Genomic DNA, 15236 nt, shown 5'->3' with positions numbered 1-15236 from the left:
AGCCTAGGCTGGGGTCTTGCTTTTGAGCGGTATCGCTTTTGGCTGTTACCCCTTGATGGGAGCCAACTGCTGCTGCACAAAGGCGTGCATCACGGCGCTGTTGGCCAGAATTCGCTGATCCAGGTTCTGGGTTGCCGGTGTTTCACTGCAAACACCCACCTTGGCACCGGTGCGAACCAGCCAGGCCTCGAACGAAGTATCAAAGTGGTTGAAAATGACCCCGTCTTGCACCGGACAACCATCGATATCGCCATCAACGGCAATATCAAAGAAACGCCCCAGAGTATCACGCAGCTGCAAACTGAACTGGCCGGGTGATTGTCTGGGCTCAAAAGAATAGATATAGGTGTGCTGCTGCAACACATCTTCATGACAGGTCAATATGCCTTCGCGGCTGGCGCCCTGCAGCAGTTGGCCATATTCCAGCAGCAGCTTGCCTTCAACCGAAGGTGAACTGGTTTCGCCCTCTTTGGGCTGTAAAAACCCCCGGTTGGGGTTTTCACCGAACTTATTGAATCTGTGCCCCTTGGCAAAGCCAGTGGGGTTGACCAAAGGCAACAAGCTTAGATTAATTCGCTCGAAAACATCCTGTTGCAGTTCACTGAGGAAATGCAGCATACCCCAAGGGCCGGCAGCCTCTTCACCGTGGAATCCGGCACTGATCAACACAGAGGGCAGCTCCGCCGTCGCTGAGGGCGACTGATACAGCTCCAGTGGATAATCACCTATTTCGCCCAGCTTCTTGCGCCCCAGCTGCAGACGGTCAACTTCCTGTTGCAGTTGGGCATAGAAATGTTCGATATCCGTACTGTCGCAGGCAAAAATGTCTGAATGCCATTGAAAAGATGCGAAGGGGGAACGGCTCATAGTGCTTTTATGACTCAGATGAATGAAGGGCAAAGCTATAATATCAGCTTTATATAAAAACAAAATCCATCTGAGCCAATAGCGCTCAAAAGCCCTGGACTCAATCGTCGCGGGTCAGGACTTCCAGCAATTCAATTTCAAATTCAAGATCCGAATTCGGCTTGATCAGCGCCCCAACCTGGCGTTCGCCATAAGCCAGATGTGCCGGAACCTTGAGTCGGCGTTTGCCACCGACCTTCATCCCCATCAAACCCAGATCCCAGCCCTTGATCACCCGCCCTGTGCCAATGACACACTGAAAGGGACGGCCCTTGTCCCTGGAAGAATCAAATTGAGTACCGTCACTCAACCAACCTCGGTAGTGAGCCGTGATAAGCGCTCCTTTCACCGCGGCTTTGCCCTGACCTTCCTCAATATCTATGATTGCCAATTCTGCCGTCATGGCTTGTTCCTCAACCTATGGCTCAAAAGGCGCATCTTAGCCGTAAAAGGAACTGAACACTATTCCATGGATAGATAAAGCGGCATGGCAGGCACTTTTCCTTCAGGCTCAAGCCCTTGCTATACTGGCCGCCCGCGGCACTTATATGGCACTTAAATAACAGTCACAGGATGGGACGTCCAGAATGAAGCACACAATTTCCCCCTCTGAACGCTATGCCCAAGGCCCTTGGCAGCAAGACCCAGCCCAGTTGCCTGCGCTGGCAGCGCTTGATAAGCGTTTTCAGGCACTCGGTCAGGGAAACAAAGTCCCCGGGCTCTACCTGTGGGGGGATGTCGGCCGCGGCAAGACCATGTTGATGGATCTCTTTTTCAATGCCGTCGAGGGGCAGCCCAAGCTCAGACTGCATTTTCATCACTTTATGGCCAGGGTTCACAAAGATCTGAACCGCATCAGCGGCACCCGTGAGCCTTTGGATCAGATTGCCGCCACACTGGCCAAAGAATGCCGCCTGTTATGCTTCGATGAGTTTTTCGTCTCGGATATCGGCGATGCCATTATTCTCGGACGTTTACTCGAAGGCCTGTTTAACCGTGGCGTTATGCTGGTCAGCACTTCCAATACGCCAATCGAGCGCCTCTATGAAAACGGCCTGCAGCGAGAGCGCTTTTTGCCGACTATCGACTTGTTGCAACAGAAGATGGAATCGCTGCACCTCAATGGCGAACAGGACCATCGCCTCACCAAAGGCGCGCCCCATGCCCAGGCGGCACTTCCCCTGCTGCAGCTTGGCAATGAACCTGACTTCAGCCAGTGGTTTTCAAAAAACGCTTCGGGTCCAGGGCAACTCTGCATCATGGGCAGACCGCTTTTTTTCCAAGCTATGGAAGCTACACAATCCCTGGCCTGGTTTCGCTTCGATCAGCTCTGCGAAGGGCCGAGATCCACTCTGGATTATATGGAGCTGGCCGAAACACTGGATACTCTGCTGCTGAGCCATGTACCCAGGCTTGGCGGTGAGCGCCGCGGCTGGATCCGCGCCCGCGGCACCGAAGATGCTGCCGAAGCCGTCAGCACAGGCGATAGAAAACTCAGTTATGCGCCGGAGGATGATGCCGCCCGGCGCTTTATCGCCCTGATAGATGAGTTTTATGACAGGGGTAAACAACTGGTGCTACATGCCCAAGTACCACTGGAGCAGCTTTATCAGGGCGGCGCCCTCAGCTTCGAGTTTCGCCGCACCTACAGTCGCTTAACCGAGATGCTGGGCAGCTCAGAGCTGGCGCCTGGCGTTATCCAATAGGCGCACTGACTCGGCCGCCTCGGTACGCATAGCGTCCAGCGCTTTGCTATCAAACAAGGTACCGCGATAGAAGAGCCCTCTTATCGATTGAGTGGCACCTATGTCCTGCAGCGGATTGTCCTGCAGCCATAGCAGTTCTGCCTTTTTGCCGACTTCAATGCTGCCATAGTCCTTGCTCTGGCCCATGAAGCGGGCGCCATTAATGGTAGCCGAGCGCAGAATATCGGCATTGTTCACCCCGGCCTGTTGCCAGAGTTGCAGCTCAGTGTGCAGCCCTTCGGCGGGGTAAACATAAGTGTTGAGCGCAGCAGAATCGCTGCCCGCCAACAGGGTAACCCCGGCCTGCAACAGTTTTGGCAACTCGGCAGCCAGCACTTGATAATGCTGCTTACGTGTCTGCCACTGCTGAGGTGTTTGCTCTCCCATACGCTCAATTCGCCAGCGATATTTGTCGGTAAAAGCTTGGGTCAGAAACGCCATGAAAGGATCTTGGCTGTGATCTTGAGTATCGAGCCAGGCCAACTGGTGACCGCCAATCAAGGTTGGTGTCACGGCAACGCCTTTGGCTGCCAACATGCGGTAACCCAGCTGCGCCTGCTCCGGGTCGAACCCATCACGATACGCCTGGCTCGCCTGCTTAGTGCTCATGCGTCCGGCCGCAACCGCAGCAGCAATTTGAGGCTCTTGGGCATTTCCCAGCCTAAGTACATATGAAGCATGTTCTATGCTGGACAGCCCGCTCTTGGCGGCTTCGAAAATGCTGACCCCATAGGGAATATGGCTGGATACCAGATGTCCACGGGCACGGGCCTCTTTGAGTGTTTCCAGATAGAGAGTCGCCGGCATGGTATTTTCAGTGATCTTGATAAAGTCGACCGCCATACTCTCAAGCTTGTCCATGCCTTGACGCATTTCGGCGCCATCGGCCACTTCCAGATCGCCATTCCAGACAGAGTTCGGACCTTCAAACTTCTGCCCGGCACTGAAAATTCTCGGCCCAAGACGGTTACCGGACTCAATCTGTTTACGCCATAACAGCACTTCCGGCGCAAGATCGCTGGCCGCTTCACGCACCGCGGTAATGCCGTAGCTTAAGTAAAGCGGCAGTAACAGGGCATTGTCCTCCACCAGTTCCCGGCCTTCGAAGTGCACATGCATGTCCCACAAAGATGGCATCAAAATGCCGCCCTGAAGATCCACAGTGCGCTCAGCCGTTAACTTGGCAGAGCTGTCTTCAATGGCGCTGATCCGGCCCTCATCGATCGCCAGTTGTTTACCTGATAGCAAACGCCCCTGCTCCACATCCAGCAAACTGAAATTGGTCAGCAGCCACTCATGGGGTTTGGCCTGCAGCGGCGGGGTAAATGATGTGGCCAAGAGACATAACAGCGACAGTTTTTTCAATGACATTCCGGCTTCCTTAATTATTATTTTAGGTCTAATAAACAAATTGTTACCAACAGTTCCAGGTCTCTGGAGAGTCACAATACCAACCTCTCCCGCCGAGGAATGATTTCGGCCTTATTGAGCATGAACCTTGGAGACTCCTTGCTGCTCATCTGTCACCCGGCGCGCAGGCAAACCTGATGGACCAAAACCCAAACAAAGCACGGTCACCACCAAGACAAACAACCAATGTAACAACCACAGTGGAGCAAAATCGGTACTGCTCTGCATCACAGGCGCTGCGCCATCAAGCAACAAGGGCGGTAAGATCAAGGGAGGCAGCGCCGCCAGCAGGAAGCCGCCGCCCTGCACCATGGCACTGAGGCCGACCGTCTGCTCGGCGCCGCGGTATTCTTCATGCACCAGGACCAAGGTAAGTGAAAAGCTGCCGCCAAGCCCCACGCCAAGCAGCAGACTCCAAAGCACAGGGGCGCCCTGAGGCCACAAAGCCAAGGCCATAAAGCCTACTAATTGCGCGATAAGAGCCAACCACAACCAGGGACGGCGGTCGGCTTTTGCTTGCTTGCCGGCGAAACGACCTGCCAGCAGCGGTAACGTCAGGGCTGAAAACATCTGTGCCAGCGCCATCAGGGCCACCAGCCGCCCACTTGCAAGCTGAGACATGCCCAGTTTCTGATAGCTGAGCGGTAACCAAGCCACCAGGCTGGCATAGCCTCCATTGATAAGCCCGAAACTCAGCAACAAAGACCAGGCCTTTGCCCGGCGCCATGGCAAGCTTGGTTTAGCGGGCGCGGGATTATCCTCCCCTGATGTACTCACAATAGAGCCTTCAGTCAGAGGTGCAACTCTGGAAACAGCCGGTTGAGAGTCACGCCTGGCCAACCAAAGTGCGAGCAACAACACTGGTATGCAAGGCAGCGCCCATAATGCCAACACCGAAGCCCCCTCTGAAAACAGCGTTATCAACCAAGGAGTGACTCCAGCGCCCAGAGCGCCGCCGCCCATCAACAGCGCCGAGTATCCCCCCATTAATACCGGCAAGTGTCCGGCGAAATGCTGTTTGATAAGCCCTGGTAACTGCAGTTGCATCCAAGCTACGGCAAGCCCGGCCAGCAAGGTGGAGAGCCAAAGCAGTGGCATGGTAACTCTTGCTCTGAGTACCAGCGCCAAAGTCAGCAAGCCGAGGCTAAGAGCCACACCGGGCAAGCTGGAGAGCCTTTTAGGTAGCCAAGGGGCAGTCAGTGCTCCAACCCCCATCAGCAACATGGGCATTGAGGTCAGCCATCCCAGAGCCTGCACCTCAATACCAAGCTCGCTACTGAGCTGTGCCAGCAAAGGCCCGGGCGATGTCAGAAAAGGCCTCAACGCCAGTGCACCACCAAACAATAACAGCAGCAGAGCCACTGCTTTCAGCCTGGTCAAATACGGCTGTTGAAGTGTCATTGCTCTTCGCTATCCCCAGTTGGATTTGCCTGAGCATCATGTGCCAAAGCGCCATAGAGCCAGGCAGGTTCAAAGGAACTTTGACAACGACGAATGGTAAACCCCGGGCTTTGTGCAAGCTTTTGGCTCTCCAAACCCAACAAACCATAGCTGGCTTCACTGGAGAATCCCCAGAATTCGGCATCGTGATTATCAAATACATAGCGTATCTCACGTATGCCTGCCATCAAGGCGGCAGCCAAACACATGGGGCAAGGGTGACCACTGGCGTAGAGCACGGCACCATCGAGTTGTGTCGTCTCTAATGACTTGGCCGCCGCACGTATGGCCTGCATTTCGGCGTGAGCCGAAGGGTCGCAGTCGGCTGCGACTCGGTTGACACCTTGTGCAATAATCTCCCCGTCTTTCAGCAACAGGGCGGCAAAGGGTCTGGCGCCGGACAGCAGATTATCTTTGGCCTTGATCACCAAGTGTTCTATTAGATCGGCTTCTGTCAGCGGCATGCTTGTGAGTGTTGCTTTCATTCTGTGGCTTCCAGGCAAATTTTCCATCCAGTCTAAAAACTGCCTATTTGATTTGGAAATTAAATAATGAAATATTCATCAGTGGAATTCTCACTAATCCTGTACTGATGAAAACACCTCATTCTCCCGCCAAGCTGGCACTGCTCGATCCTGTATTACTGCGGGCCTTTGTCGCCGTCGCCGACAGTGGCAGTTTCACCCGCGCCGCGGCCGCCACTCACCTGACCCAGTCAACAGTTAGCCAGCAGCTTCGCCGTCTGGAGCAACAATTAGGTTATCCTTTACTGGATCGCAGTGGCCGTTATGCCCAAACCACACCTGAAGGTGAGCGACTGCTTACTTATGCCAGACAGATACTGGCGCTGATGCGGGAAGCCGGAGGTCGAACACAAGAGGCGTTTACCCCACTTCGATTGGGAGTGCCGGAAGATTTTGCCGGTGAGGTACTGACCCAGGTGTTGGCCGAGCTGCAACGCCAGGAGCCGACATTACAACTGGAACTGACATCTGGGCTGAGCCAAGGCCTTTATGAAGCCTTTCGTGATGGCAAACTGGATATAGTGCTGGTGAAACAACGCCTCGGCGCCAGTCGCGGCGTCGCCTGCTGGCCAGAACCTGTTTGCTGGTTCGACAGTCGCAGCCACTCGCTGGCAGAAAAGCGCCCGCTACCTTTGGTGGCCTTTCCCAATGGTGGTTTATATCGAAGTGAGATGATCCAGCTGCTTGATGAAACCGGGATAGAGTGGCAAATGGTGCAAGTCAGTAATTCACTGTCACAGGTGAAAGCCGCTGTAGCCGCAGGCATAGGAGTGAGCCTGTTGCCCAAACGCCTGCTCACAGACGCCCATATTCAGCAAGAGACTCTGCCACCGCCATTACCGATGGAACTGGTACTGCATGCTGCGCCCAGCCTGAACCATATGGGCAAGCGGCTAATTCAGGACTTGGTCGCCCGTTGTAATGACTTGATGGTTACTTAAGAAAACAAAACGCCAACCCAGCTAATCGCGCCCCGGCTTTCTGCGGTACATCAAGCCGTCGGCCTGAGCCATCAACTCGGCCAAGCTCCTGGGTTGGGCCGGATCGTATATGGCTTCTCCGAGGCTGGCACGGATCTGATAGGGTTTTGCCAAGCGGAAGTTGAGTTCGGCCAAGGCTTTACGGAACCTCAACTTGATGGCTCTGACATCCAATGGTCGCAAATGGGTCAGCAGTACGGCAAACTCATCACCTCCAAGCCTGGCTACCACATCCGACTCGCGGAAACAGCTCACCAGCATGGCGGCAAAGGCCTGCAACACGGCATCACCTTCACTGTGACCATAGGTATCATTAATGGGCTTGAATTCGTTGAGATCCAGATACAGTAAGGCGCCGTAGAAACTTTCACGACAACAGGAAGACAGTGCCATCTCCCCCAGTAACTCAAAGCCCCGGCGGTTGGCCACGCCGGTGAGTTCATCCTGACAGACCTCTTCCATATGCTGCAGTTCGTTTTCCACCATATGGCCGAGATCTTCCAGACACAGCTTATCTTCCTGGGACAGTTCTCTTGGGCGTACATCTATGATGCAGAAAGTGCCAACCCGACAACCATTGCGCATAGTCAAAGGATAACCGGCATAAAAGCGGATATGGGGAGCGCCGGTAACCAGAGGGTTGTCGGCAAAACGTGGGTCCTTGAGAGTATCCGGGATCAGCATGGATTCAGGCGACAGGATGGCATGACCACAAAACGACTGATCTCTGGGTGTCTCCCTGAGGGAGATACCTAAGCTGGACTTGAACCATTGTCGTTTGGCATCAACCAGACTAACCAAACAGATGGGCACTTCAAACAGTCGCTGCGCCATGCGGCTGATGCGATCAAAGCGCTCCTCTGCTTCGGTATCCAACACCCCGAGTCCTTGCAGGGTAGCCAGCCTTAGTGGCTCATCCAAGGGCTTTGGGGGTCTTGACATAGGCATTCCTCAACAGTGGCTTCAGGCAAAGCAATCGACAAAACTTCTCCGTTAACTATAGATAGCCTGAGCGCACCGGTAAACTATTGCCCCAGGATAAGCTCATAGATGTTACTGACCCGTTCGGCCTGCTCCGCCACTTTTTCCTGTGCCACCAGCACAGGCAAACCGGCCAGAGTCAACCTGTGGTTTTCATCCCTCAGCATGCAATAGGCCTGGGTCAGATGCTGCGCCGACATCAAGGGCAGCAGCTCAAGCTCGGCCAACACCTCAAAAATCCGCACATTATCAGACCAGATACACAGCTCGGGGTGCTTATGGGCATGGGCCAGCACCAGATACTGAGCGATAAACTCAATATCGGCGATACCGCCAACGCTTTGTTTAAGATCGAACATTCCCTGCGGCGCTTTGAGCAGATGGTCGCGCATCTTAAGGCGCATCTCACGCACTTCGCTGGCCAGCTGTTTCCTGTCTCTTGCTTGGCGCAGCACGCTGTCACGCACCGCCTGAAATTCCTGCGCCAAGGCGTTATCACCGAAGACAAAGCGGGCACGAACCAAAGCCTGATGTTCCCAAGTCCAGGCCTCCTGCTGCTGATACTCGCCGAAATGCCCAATTTCACTGACCAAGAGCCCGGAGGCGCCCGATGGTCGCAGGCGCATGTCTACCTCGTAAAGCTCGCCCGACATGGTGCGGGTGGAAAACAGGTGTAATATCCGCTGCGCCAGTTTGAGATAGAAGTGCCCTACATCCAACGGCTTGTCACCGTCAGTCGAGCCGCCCTTGGCATTGTGCAGAAACACCAGGTCGAGATCCGAGCCGTAGCCCAGCTCAATGCCCCCCAGCTTGCCATAGCCGACGACGGCAAAACCTATCTCCCCGTCAGCCAGGCCAGGCGGCACGCCGTGGCGCTCTGTCATTTGCTGCCAGGCCTGTTGCACCACTTGCTCTATAATGGCCTCGGCAAGAAAGGTCAGGTGATCGCTGACCTGCATGATAGGTAAGACCCCGGTGACATCCGCGGCGGCAATTTTCAACTGTTGCGACAGTTTAAACTGCCTGAGCGCCTCCATCTGCTGCTCCATATCCTCTTCCGGAACCCGCAGCAGGTATTGGCGCAGTTCACTGCCGTAGTCATCCAGAGAGGTGGTGTCATAAAGCTGCGCCGGATCGATCAGTTCATCCAGCAACATGGGGAATTTCGCCAGCTGCTGGGCAATCCAGGGACTGGCACAACACAGGCTCACCAATTGTTGGCGGGCGCCAGGGTTTTCACACAGAAGTTCAAGATAAGTGGTACGGGTCAGGATCTGCTCCAGTACGCCGGTTACCGGCTTGAATGCCTTGCCGGGATTGGGCTGCAGCGTCAGCTCCTCAAGCATTTTCGGCATCAGCTTATCCAGGGTATCCCGCCCTCTTGGCCCTATGGCCCGGCGTGATACCGTCTCGCGCCAATGAGCCAGACTGCTCCAGAGTTCATTGTCTTCTATGCCTCGCTCGGCCAGCAGCGATTGTATGTCTTCCTCGCTGTCACAGACCCAGAGCTGGCAGGCCCAGCTATCACTTTGCTCCTCATTGTCTTCATCACCGCCGACGGTTTCGCGAAAATGGCGATGAATCTTGAACATGGCGGCCTCAACCTCACTGCGCAGCTCTGCCTCATTGGCCATCTCCAACGCGTAGCAGAGACGATGCCAATCCAGGCCGTTATCCGGCAGGGTCTGGGTCTGTTTATCCCCTATGGCCTGCAACAGGTTTTCTACCCGGCGCAGCAGCAGATAACTCTGTTTGAGTTCATCTACTGCCAGGTACTCAAGTTGCCCCAAACTAAAGAGGGTATCTATGGCATCGAACAGGCTTTGACTGCGCAGCGCCGGCTCCCGGCCGCCGCGGATAAGCTGAAAACTCTGCACCACGAACTCCACTTCGCGGATACCGCCGGCACCGAGTTTGATGTTGTCCTTGAGCTGGCGTCGACGCACTTCCTGGGCAATCAGGCGCTTCATCCGCCTTAAGGAATCTATGGCGGAAAAGTCGATATAACGCCGGTAAACAAAGGGGCGTAGCAGGTCGTGAAGTTCGTCAGAGTATTGAGTCCAGGGACCAAGCGCGCGGGCTTTGACCATGGCGTAACGCTCCCAGTCACGCCCCTGCTCCTGATAATAATCCTCAAGGGCGCTGTAGCTGACCACCAGCGGGCCACTCTCTCCATAGGGGCGCAAACGCATGTCGACCCGGAACACGAAACCGTCGACTGTGACCTGCCCCAGCAGATTGACCAGGCGTTGCCCCATGCGGATAAAGAACTGCTGGTTATCCAGGCTGCGCCGACCGCCCTGGGTCTCACCGTGTTCCGGGAAGGTAAAGATCAAGTCGATATCAGATGAGAAGTTCAGCTCACGGCCGCCCAGCTTGCCCATCCCCAGGATCATCAAAGGTTGTGGCTTGCCGTCGCAGTCACAGGGGGTTCCCAGACTCTGGCACATTTCGCGATAGAGCCAGTCTCTGGCGCCGATGATCAGCGCCTCAGCCAATACAGAGAGATCGAGCAGTGACTCCTGCAGCGGGCTATAGCCCATGAAGTCGCGCCAGGCGAGGCGCACCATTTGCCGGTTGCGATAGTTTCGCAGCACTGATTTGGCGGTTTCTTCCTGGGTGACAGGGTCGAGCAGAGATTGGATTTCGTCGGCAAAGTCTTGTCTATCCAGGCGAGTGAGCTGGCCGCTAAAGAAGGGGGCAATCCATTCTGGGTGGCGGCACAGCTGAGTGGCAACATAATCACTCAGGCCCATAACCCGCTGCAGCTCCTGCTGCTCGATGAGGCTGAGCTCGGTAACCACCTCAGGCCAGCGCTCCACCAGCAGGTGCCAATGCTTACCGGCCTGTTTGCACAGCAACTCGGAAAACGGCTTTTGACTGTCACACCCCAATTCCATAGTTATCCCTGTTCGATTGTATTCAAGACTATTTAGACATATTATGTCATCTTTGCCGCACAAACGTCCGCTCGACATGGATTTTAACCGGCCGATGCAGATGATTCTGACTTCACCCCAATTCTTGTGGGTGATACTCTGTGCACAGATTACACCAACTTGCACTGACGGCCTACGGGGACCAGAGGTTTTAGCACCGTTTGCCGGGCTCAAGTGCTTATCATAATGGAGAAAACATGGCAGGAATGCTGATCCGTATTCTCAGTCTGCTGATGCTGTTATCACTGACAGCCTGCGGTGACGACAGACCCGAGCAGATTGCCCAGTTGCAACAGCTGAATGACCAACGTCTGGAAAAACTCGGCCAGATGCTGGACAAAGACCAGCTGCGCAATGGCATCTTACTCAAACAGTATGGTCAAATTCTGGCGCAGCAGCGGCCGGAGCTACAGCCCCTGGTGGAACAACTGACACTGGATGCCACCAGTAAGGGACCACTGTACAAGTCACTGGAAAGCAGGGTGAAAGACGCCAAGGTGGCGAGCAACTTTGTCAATCTTGACCAACAATTGGAAGAGGGAAACAACCTCTATCAAGCGCTGGACTCTAGCCTGTTCAACGACATGCTTTCAGATCCCGTCAATGTGATTGCCGATATGTCAGAGGGCAAACTCGCCAGGGTCAACGCCATCAGCCGCGAGGCTTCAACCCTGGCCAATGGCTCGGAAGACTTTGGTGCCGGCAGCCAGTTAGTGGGTAACCCCGCCTATGGCCAGTGGCAAACCGATTCCAACGGCATGTCCTTTTGGGCCTGGTATGGCATGTACTCCATGTTTTCCAACCTGTTCCACAGGCCGGTTTATTATGACAACTGGTCCAGAGGCAGGGATTACAGCTACTACAATGATGTGGGCCGCTATCGCTATACCTCCCCCAAGCAGGCCAAGGCCCAAACCCAGGTCTATGAGCGCACCAAAAAACGTTTCGACTCTCAAGGCAAACGCTTTGACAGCCCTTATGCCAAGTCCCGCTCCGGCTCCAGCGCCCTCTCTCGTCAGAGCAGCGCTGCACCCAAGCCATCCAGCAGTGGGCAATCGGCCAGCAAGTTTCGCTCAAATTACTCTAAAGACAGCAGTTTCCGTAATTCTGGCAGTCGCACCAGCCGTGGTGTCAGCCGGGGCAAATAACTCAGCCAGGATCACAACTTAAGGAATGAACATGACTCTATTTCAGGAATTCGGCATCACTCAGGAACTGGCCGTCATACTCGCCATCGACCTTTCTATCGCCGTGGTACTGCTTACTCTGACCCGCTACCTGCAGGGCTGGAGTGTTCGGGTAAACAGCAGTGAAGAGCTGGCGGTCAGAGACAACTTCGCCTTCGGCATCAGCACCGCCGGCGCTGTGGCGGCACTGGGTATAGTACTGACCGGCGCCATTACCGGCGCCGCCGCCCACAGTTATCTGCAGGAAGCCATCGGCATGAGCGCCTACGGCCTGTTTGGTCTAGTGCTGATCAAACTGGGGCGCTTTTTGCACGATAAAATCGCCTTGAATAATATCGACAAGAACGCCCTGGTGCTCAAAGGCAATGTGTCGGTTGCCATAGTCGATGCCTCGGCCGCTATCGCCACTGCGATTATTATCCGCGCCGTACTGCTGTGGGCCGAAGATCTGACCCTGGATACCTTTATTGCCATCCTCAGCGCCTTTGCCATTTCTCAATTGATGCTGGTGTTGCTGACCCGCCTCAGAGAGAATCGCTACGCCGCCCGCAACCAGGACAGCTCAATGCAGCAGGCGCTGGCGCTGGGAAATACCGCCCTGGCGATACGTCATGCCGGGGCGATGATCGCCATGGCACTGAGCTTCAATGCCGCCAGTCACTTTATCGTCTTCAGCCCTGAAGCCTATGTAACCAACGCCCTTGGCTGGCTGGTGTTCTCCTTCATTATGTTGGTGGTACTGAGCCTGTTGCTGCCCTTGGTCAAACTCCTGGTGCTGGCAAAAATTGACCTCGCCGATGAGGTGGAGAAGCAGCACAACATAGGCTTGGCCGCAGTTGAAATGGCGATCAGCATAGCGGTTGCGCTGATCCTCACCGCTTTGATGGCCTGATCCCGTGGCATTAAGTAGTAACGCCAACACCCAAGAGCCCAACAGACGCCACTTAGGTGCCCTCGATGATGCCCTGCTTTTGGGGATCATGGGGGTACTGGCGGCCTGTGGTCTGATATACGAATACCTGCTTTCCCATTATGCCGGGCGCATTTTGGGCGCCCTCGAGGCGGCCATCTACACCATGATAGGCTTGATGATAGTCTCCATGGGCTTGGGGGCCTTTGCCGCCCGCAAGATAAAGTGCGCCTTCAGCGGCTTTGCAGTATTGGAATTGACTGTCGCCTTGCTGGGCTCACTGGCGATTCTGATCACCGCGGCCGTCATCGGCTTTGGCCACGAGCTACCGGAGCTGATAGGACGAACCCTGGGGCTACCGCCGGATCATCTGCCTCAGGGTGGCTTTATCGGCCGTTTTCAGGAGTTGTCCCGCTACCTGCCCTATTTCTGGGGTGTGTTGCTCGGTTTGATGATAGGGATGGAGATCCCGCTCATTGCCAGGGTGCGTCAGGCACTGTCCGATGAACACCTGCTGCACAATGCCGGCACCATTTACGGCGCCGACTATATAGGTGCTGGTGTGGGTGCGGCGCTCTGGGTCGGCTTTATGCTGGCGCTGGATATCCAACTGGCTGCAGCCATGACCGCCGCCTTTAACCTCTTGGCCGGGTTTATCTTTATTATCCGCTTCAGGGACAGGATCCGCGCCGCCAACTGGTTACTGGCGGCACACGTACTGGCCACAGGAGTGCTGCTGATGCTGGCCATCAAGGGGCCGACCTGGGAGCAAGGGTTCAACAACCTCCTGTATCAGGACAAGGTGGTCTATGCCAAGGCTACTCGGTTTCAGCAACTGACACTGACCAAGCGCCTGATGGGCAACCATCTGCCACCGGTTTACTCCCTCTATATCAATGGTCGGCTGCAGTTCTCCTCCAGCGATGAGCATATCTATCACGCCTTTCTGGTACATCCGACTCTGGCTGCGAGTGCCCGTCACGATAAGGTGTTGATCATAGGCGGCGGTGATGGATTGGGCTTGAAACAGGTACTGAAATGGCAACCCAAGCAGGTCACTCTGGTGGATCTCGATGCCGAGATGGTCAAGCTATTCAAAGAACCCGGGGCTGAAGTACCGGAAGATCTCAGGACAGCATTGCTCGGCCTCAACGGCAACGCCTTTGCCGATCCCAGGGTGGAAACGGTTTTCGACGATGCCTTTAACGGTGTCGACCGCTTGCTGGCCCGCGGCGATAAATACGATGCCATCATAGTGGATCTGCCTGATCCCTCACATCCGGATCTCAATAAGCTCTATTCAGACCTGTTTTATAAAAAACTCAGGGAACTTTTGAGCGCGGATGGAGCCATCAGTATACAGTCCACCTCGCCTTACCATGCGACCAAGGCCTTTATCTCTGTAGGCAAGACCCTTGCGCTGGCGGGATTCAAGGTGAATCAGTATCACCACAATGTGCCCAGCTTTGGCGAATGGGGCTGGACCATAGGGACACTCAATGGCCAGGATGCCAAGAGTCGGCTGCAGCAGATGCAGCAACTGCCGGTGGAGGATGACTGGTTGACGCCTGGGCTTATTCGCGGAGCCTTCGAGTTTCCGAAACAGTTTTACACTAAGATGGACCAGGTTCAGCCCAACACCATAGGCTCACTGCAGCTGTATTACTACCACCTGCAGGCATGGACAGATGAACAGGGTGTAGCAACCTTTTAAACAGGCAAAGATAACGCTTGACATATTATGTCTCGGTGTTATCTTTAAACGCAGACATAATATGTCAAAGAGGACAAATATGAATATTCACACTATTGCCAATCATTTAAATGGACTTGGCGACAACAGCTCTACTGGGTTCCAGTTTGACTGTTACCCCATTGAAGGGGATGTAGAAGTGTTGCAGGTCAATGTGGTTGGCCGTGAAGAGATCCCCGTATTTGTTTCGGTAACGGAAAACCAAATCCTCTGCATCAGTTATCTCTGGGGAGAGGATGAACTCAAGCAGGAACGCCGTGCCGAGATGTTTGAAACCATGTTGGAACTCAACATCCCTATGCCACTGTCTTCATTCGCCAAGATTGACGATAAATATGTGGTTTACGGTGCACTCTCCCTGCAATCGAGCATGCTGGAAATAGAGCAGGAACTCTCTGTCCTGTCTGACAACTGTCTCGAAGTCATTGACGAACTGGTCGACTTTTTGAAATAAGGAGCCA

13 protein-coding genes are annotated in these 15236 nt (G+C 54.7%); 6 read left to right on the top strand and 7 right to left on the bottom strand.

All coding sequences use genetic code 11. From position 1 onward, the window contains the following. Positions 1-45: 45 nt before the first annotated feature. Together N512_RS0112395 and N512_RS0112390 are read right to left on the bottom strand one after the other, a co-directional pair. The gene (locus N512_RS0112395; RefSeq protein ID WP_028780535.1) at positions 46-867 is read right to left on the bottom strand and encodes an N-acetyl-ornithine deacetylase; all 822 of its coding nucleotides are present in this window, start codon (positions 865-867) and stop codon (positions 46-48) included. Between the two features lie 100 nt (positions 868-967). Further along, the gene (locus tag N512_RS0112390; RefSeq protein ID WP_028780534.1) at positions 968-1309 is read right to left on the bottom strand and encodes an FKBP-type peptidyl-prolyl cis-trans isomerase; all 342 of its coding nucleotides are present in this window, start codon (positions 1307-1309) and stop codon (positions 968-970) included. A gap of 184 nt (positions 1310-1493) precedes the next feature. Between N512_RS0112390 and zapE the strand changes: the two genes are divergently transcribed. Then, positions 1494-2612 carry a cell division protein ZapE gene (gene zapE, locus N512_RS22975; protein ID WP_037474935.1) on the top strand — a complete coding sequence of 373 codons (1119 nt, stop codon included), beginning with the start codon at positions 1494-1496 and terminating at the stop codon, positions 2610-2612. Here the strand turns inward: zapE and N512_RS22970 are convergent. The 3 genes from N512_RS22970 to N512_RS22960 form a co-directional block, all read right to left on the bottom strand. Further along, a complete protein-coding gene (locus N512_RS22970; protein WP_051472796.1) occupies positions 2583-4022 on the bottom strand; it encodes an amidohydrolase family protein in 1440 nt (479 codons plus the stop codon). The two genes, zapE and N512_RS22970, sit on opposite strands and share 30 nt — an antisense overlap. A gap of 111 nt (positions 4023-4133) precedes the next feature. Further along, positions 4134-5462, bottom strand: a complete 1329-nt coding sequence (locus N512_RS22965; RefSeq protein ID WP_051472795.1) for an MFS transporter — start codon at positions 5460-5462, stop codon at positions 4134-4136. Further along, the gene (locus tag N512_RS22960) at positions 5459-5986 is read right to left on the bottom strand and encodes a nucleoside deaminase (RefSeq protein ID WP_051472794.1); all 528 of its coding nucleotides are present in this window, start codon (positions 5984-5986) and stop codon (positions 5459-5461) included. The genes N512_RS22965 and N512_RS22960 overlap by 4 nt, the downstream gene beginning before the upstream one ends. A 107-nt stretch (positions 5987-6093) precedes the next feature. Here N512_RS22960 and N512_RS0112365 point away from each other — a divergent pair, with 107 nt between their 5' ends. After that, positions 6094-6966 (top strand): LysR family transcriptional regulator, encoded by an 873-nt coding sequence (locus N512_RS0112365; RefSeq protein WP_037474932.1) that lies wholly within the window; start codon positions 6094-6096, stop codon positions 6964-6966. Positions 6967-6987: 21 nt separating this feature from the next. Here N512_RS0112365 and N512_RS0112360 read toward each other — a convergent pair whose 3' ends face one another. Both N512_RS0112360 and glnE read right to left on the bottom strand, forming a co-directional pair. Further along, the gene (locus N512_RS0112360; protein ID WP_028780532.1) at positions 6988-7947 is read right to left on the bottom strand and encodes a GGDEF domain-containing protein; all 960 of its coding nucleotides are present in this window, start codon (positions 7945-7947) and stop codon (positions 6988-6990) included. 83 nt (positions 7948-8030) lie between these two features. After that, entirely contained in the window at positions 8031-10886 is a 2856-nt protein-coding gene (glnE, locus tag N512_RS0112355; RefSeq protein ID WP_028780531.1) for a bifunctional [glutamate--ammonia ligase]-adenylyl-L-tyrosine phosphorylase/[glutamate--ammonia-ligase] adenylyltransferase, read from the bottom strand. A 236-nt stretch (positions 10887-11122) separates the two neighbouring features. Between glnE and N512_RS0112350 the strand changes: the two genes are divergently transcribed. The 4 genes from N512_RS0112350 to N512_RS0112335 all read left to right on the top strand — a co-directional run bounded on the left by N512_RS0112350 (position 11123) and on the right by N512_RS0112335 (position 15229). After that, positions 11123-12073 carry a hypothetical protein gene (locus N512_RS0112350; RefSeq protein ID WP_025888554.1) on the top strand — a complete coding sequence of 317 codons (951 nt, stop codon included), beginning with the start codon at positions 11123-11125 and terminating at the stop codon, positions 12071-12073. Between the two features lie 31 nt (positions 12074-12104). After that, on the top strand, positions 12105-13004 hold the full coding sequence (locus tag N512_RS0112345; protein WP_028780530.1) for a DUF350 domain-containing protein: 900 nt from the start codon (positions 12105-12107) through the stop codon (positions 13002-13004). A gap of 4 nt (positions 13005-13008) precedes the next feature. Next, positions 13009-14736: a polyamine aminopropyltransferase gene (locus N512_RS0112340; protein ID WP_028780529.1), complete on the top strand. Its 1728-nt coding sequence runs from the start codon at positions 13009-13011 to the stop codon at positions 14734-14736. A 79-nt stretch (positions 14737-14815) separates the two neighbouring features. Next, positions 14816-15229, top strand: coding sequence for a YjfI family protein (locus N512_RS0112335; protein WP_025010359.1), 414 nt, complete (start codon positions 14816-14818; stop codon positions 15227-15229). The last annotated feature ends 7 nt before the right edge of the window (positions 15230-15236 follow it).

It is taken from the genome of Shewanella sp. 38A_GOM-205m (assembly GCF_000518445.1).
GTDB classification, from domain to species: Bacteria; Pseudomonadota; Gammaproteobacteria; order Enterobacterales; family Shewanellaceae; genus Shewanella; species Shewanella algae.
Note: the sequence above shows the minus strand (reverse complement) of the source record. Positions and strands in the feature narration are given on the sequence as shown.

What these genes read in the sequence shown, in the direction of transcription:
- N512_RS0112395 (WP_028780535.1), bottom strand. Translation starts at nt 867, where the DNA reads ATGAGCCGTTCCCCCTTCGCATCTTTTCAATGGCATTCAGACATTTTT.
- N512_RS0112390 (WP_028780534.1), bottom strand. Translation starts at nt 1,309, where the DNA reads ATGACGGCAGAATTGGCAATCATAGATATTGAGGAAGGTCAGGGCAAA.
- zapE (WP_037474935.1), top strand. Translation starts at nt 1,494, where the DNA reads ATGAAGCACACAATTTCCCCCTCTGAACGCTATGCCCAAGGCCCTTGG.
- N512_RS22970 (WP_051472796.1), bottom strand. Translation starts at nt 4,022, where the DNA reads ATGTCATTGAAAAAACTGTCGCTGTTATGTCTCTTGGCCACATCATTT.
- N512_RS22965 (WP_051472795.1), bottom strand. Translation starts at nt 5,462, where the DNA reads ATGACACTTCAACAGCCGTATTTGACCAGGCTGAAAGCAGTGGCTCTG.
- N512_RS22960 (WP_051472794.1), bottom strand. Translation starts at nt 5,986, where the DNA reads ATGAAAGCAACACTCACAAGCATGCCGCTGACAGAAGCCGATCTAATA.
- N512_RS0112365 (WP_037474932.1), top strand. Translation starts at nt 6,094, where the DNA reads ATGAAAACACCTCATTCTCCCGCCAAGCTGGCACTGCTCGATCCTGTA.
- N512_RS0112360 (WP_028780532.1), bottom strand. Translation starts at nt 7,947, where the DNA reads ATGTCAAGACCCCCAAAGCCCTTGGATGAGCCACTAAGGCTGGCTACC.
- glnE (WP_028780531.1), bottom strand. Translation starts at nt 10,886, where the DNA reads ATGGAATTGGGGTGTGACAGTCAAAAGCCGTTTTCCGAGTTGCTGTGC.
- N512_RS0112350 (WP_025888554.1), top strand. Translation starts at nt 11,123, where the DNA reads ATGGCAGGAATGCTGATCCGTATTCTCAGTCTGCTGATGCTGTTATCA.
- N512_RS0112345 (WP_028780530.1), top strand. Translation starts at nt 12,105, where the DNA reads ATGACTCTATTTCAGGAATTCGGCATCACTCAGGAACTGGCCGTCATA.
- N512_RS0112335 (WP_025010359.1), top strand. Translation starts at nt 14,816, where the DNA reads ATGAATATTCACACTATTGCCAATCATTTAAATGGACTTGGCGACAAC.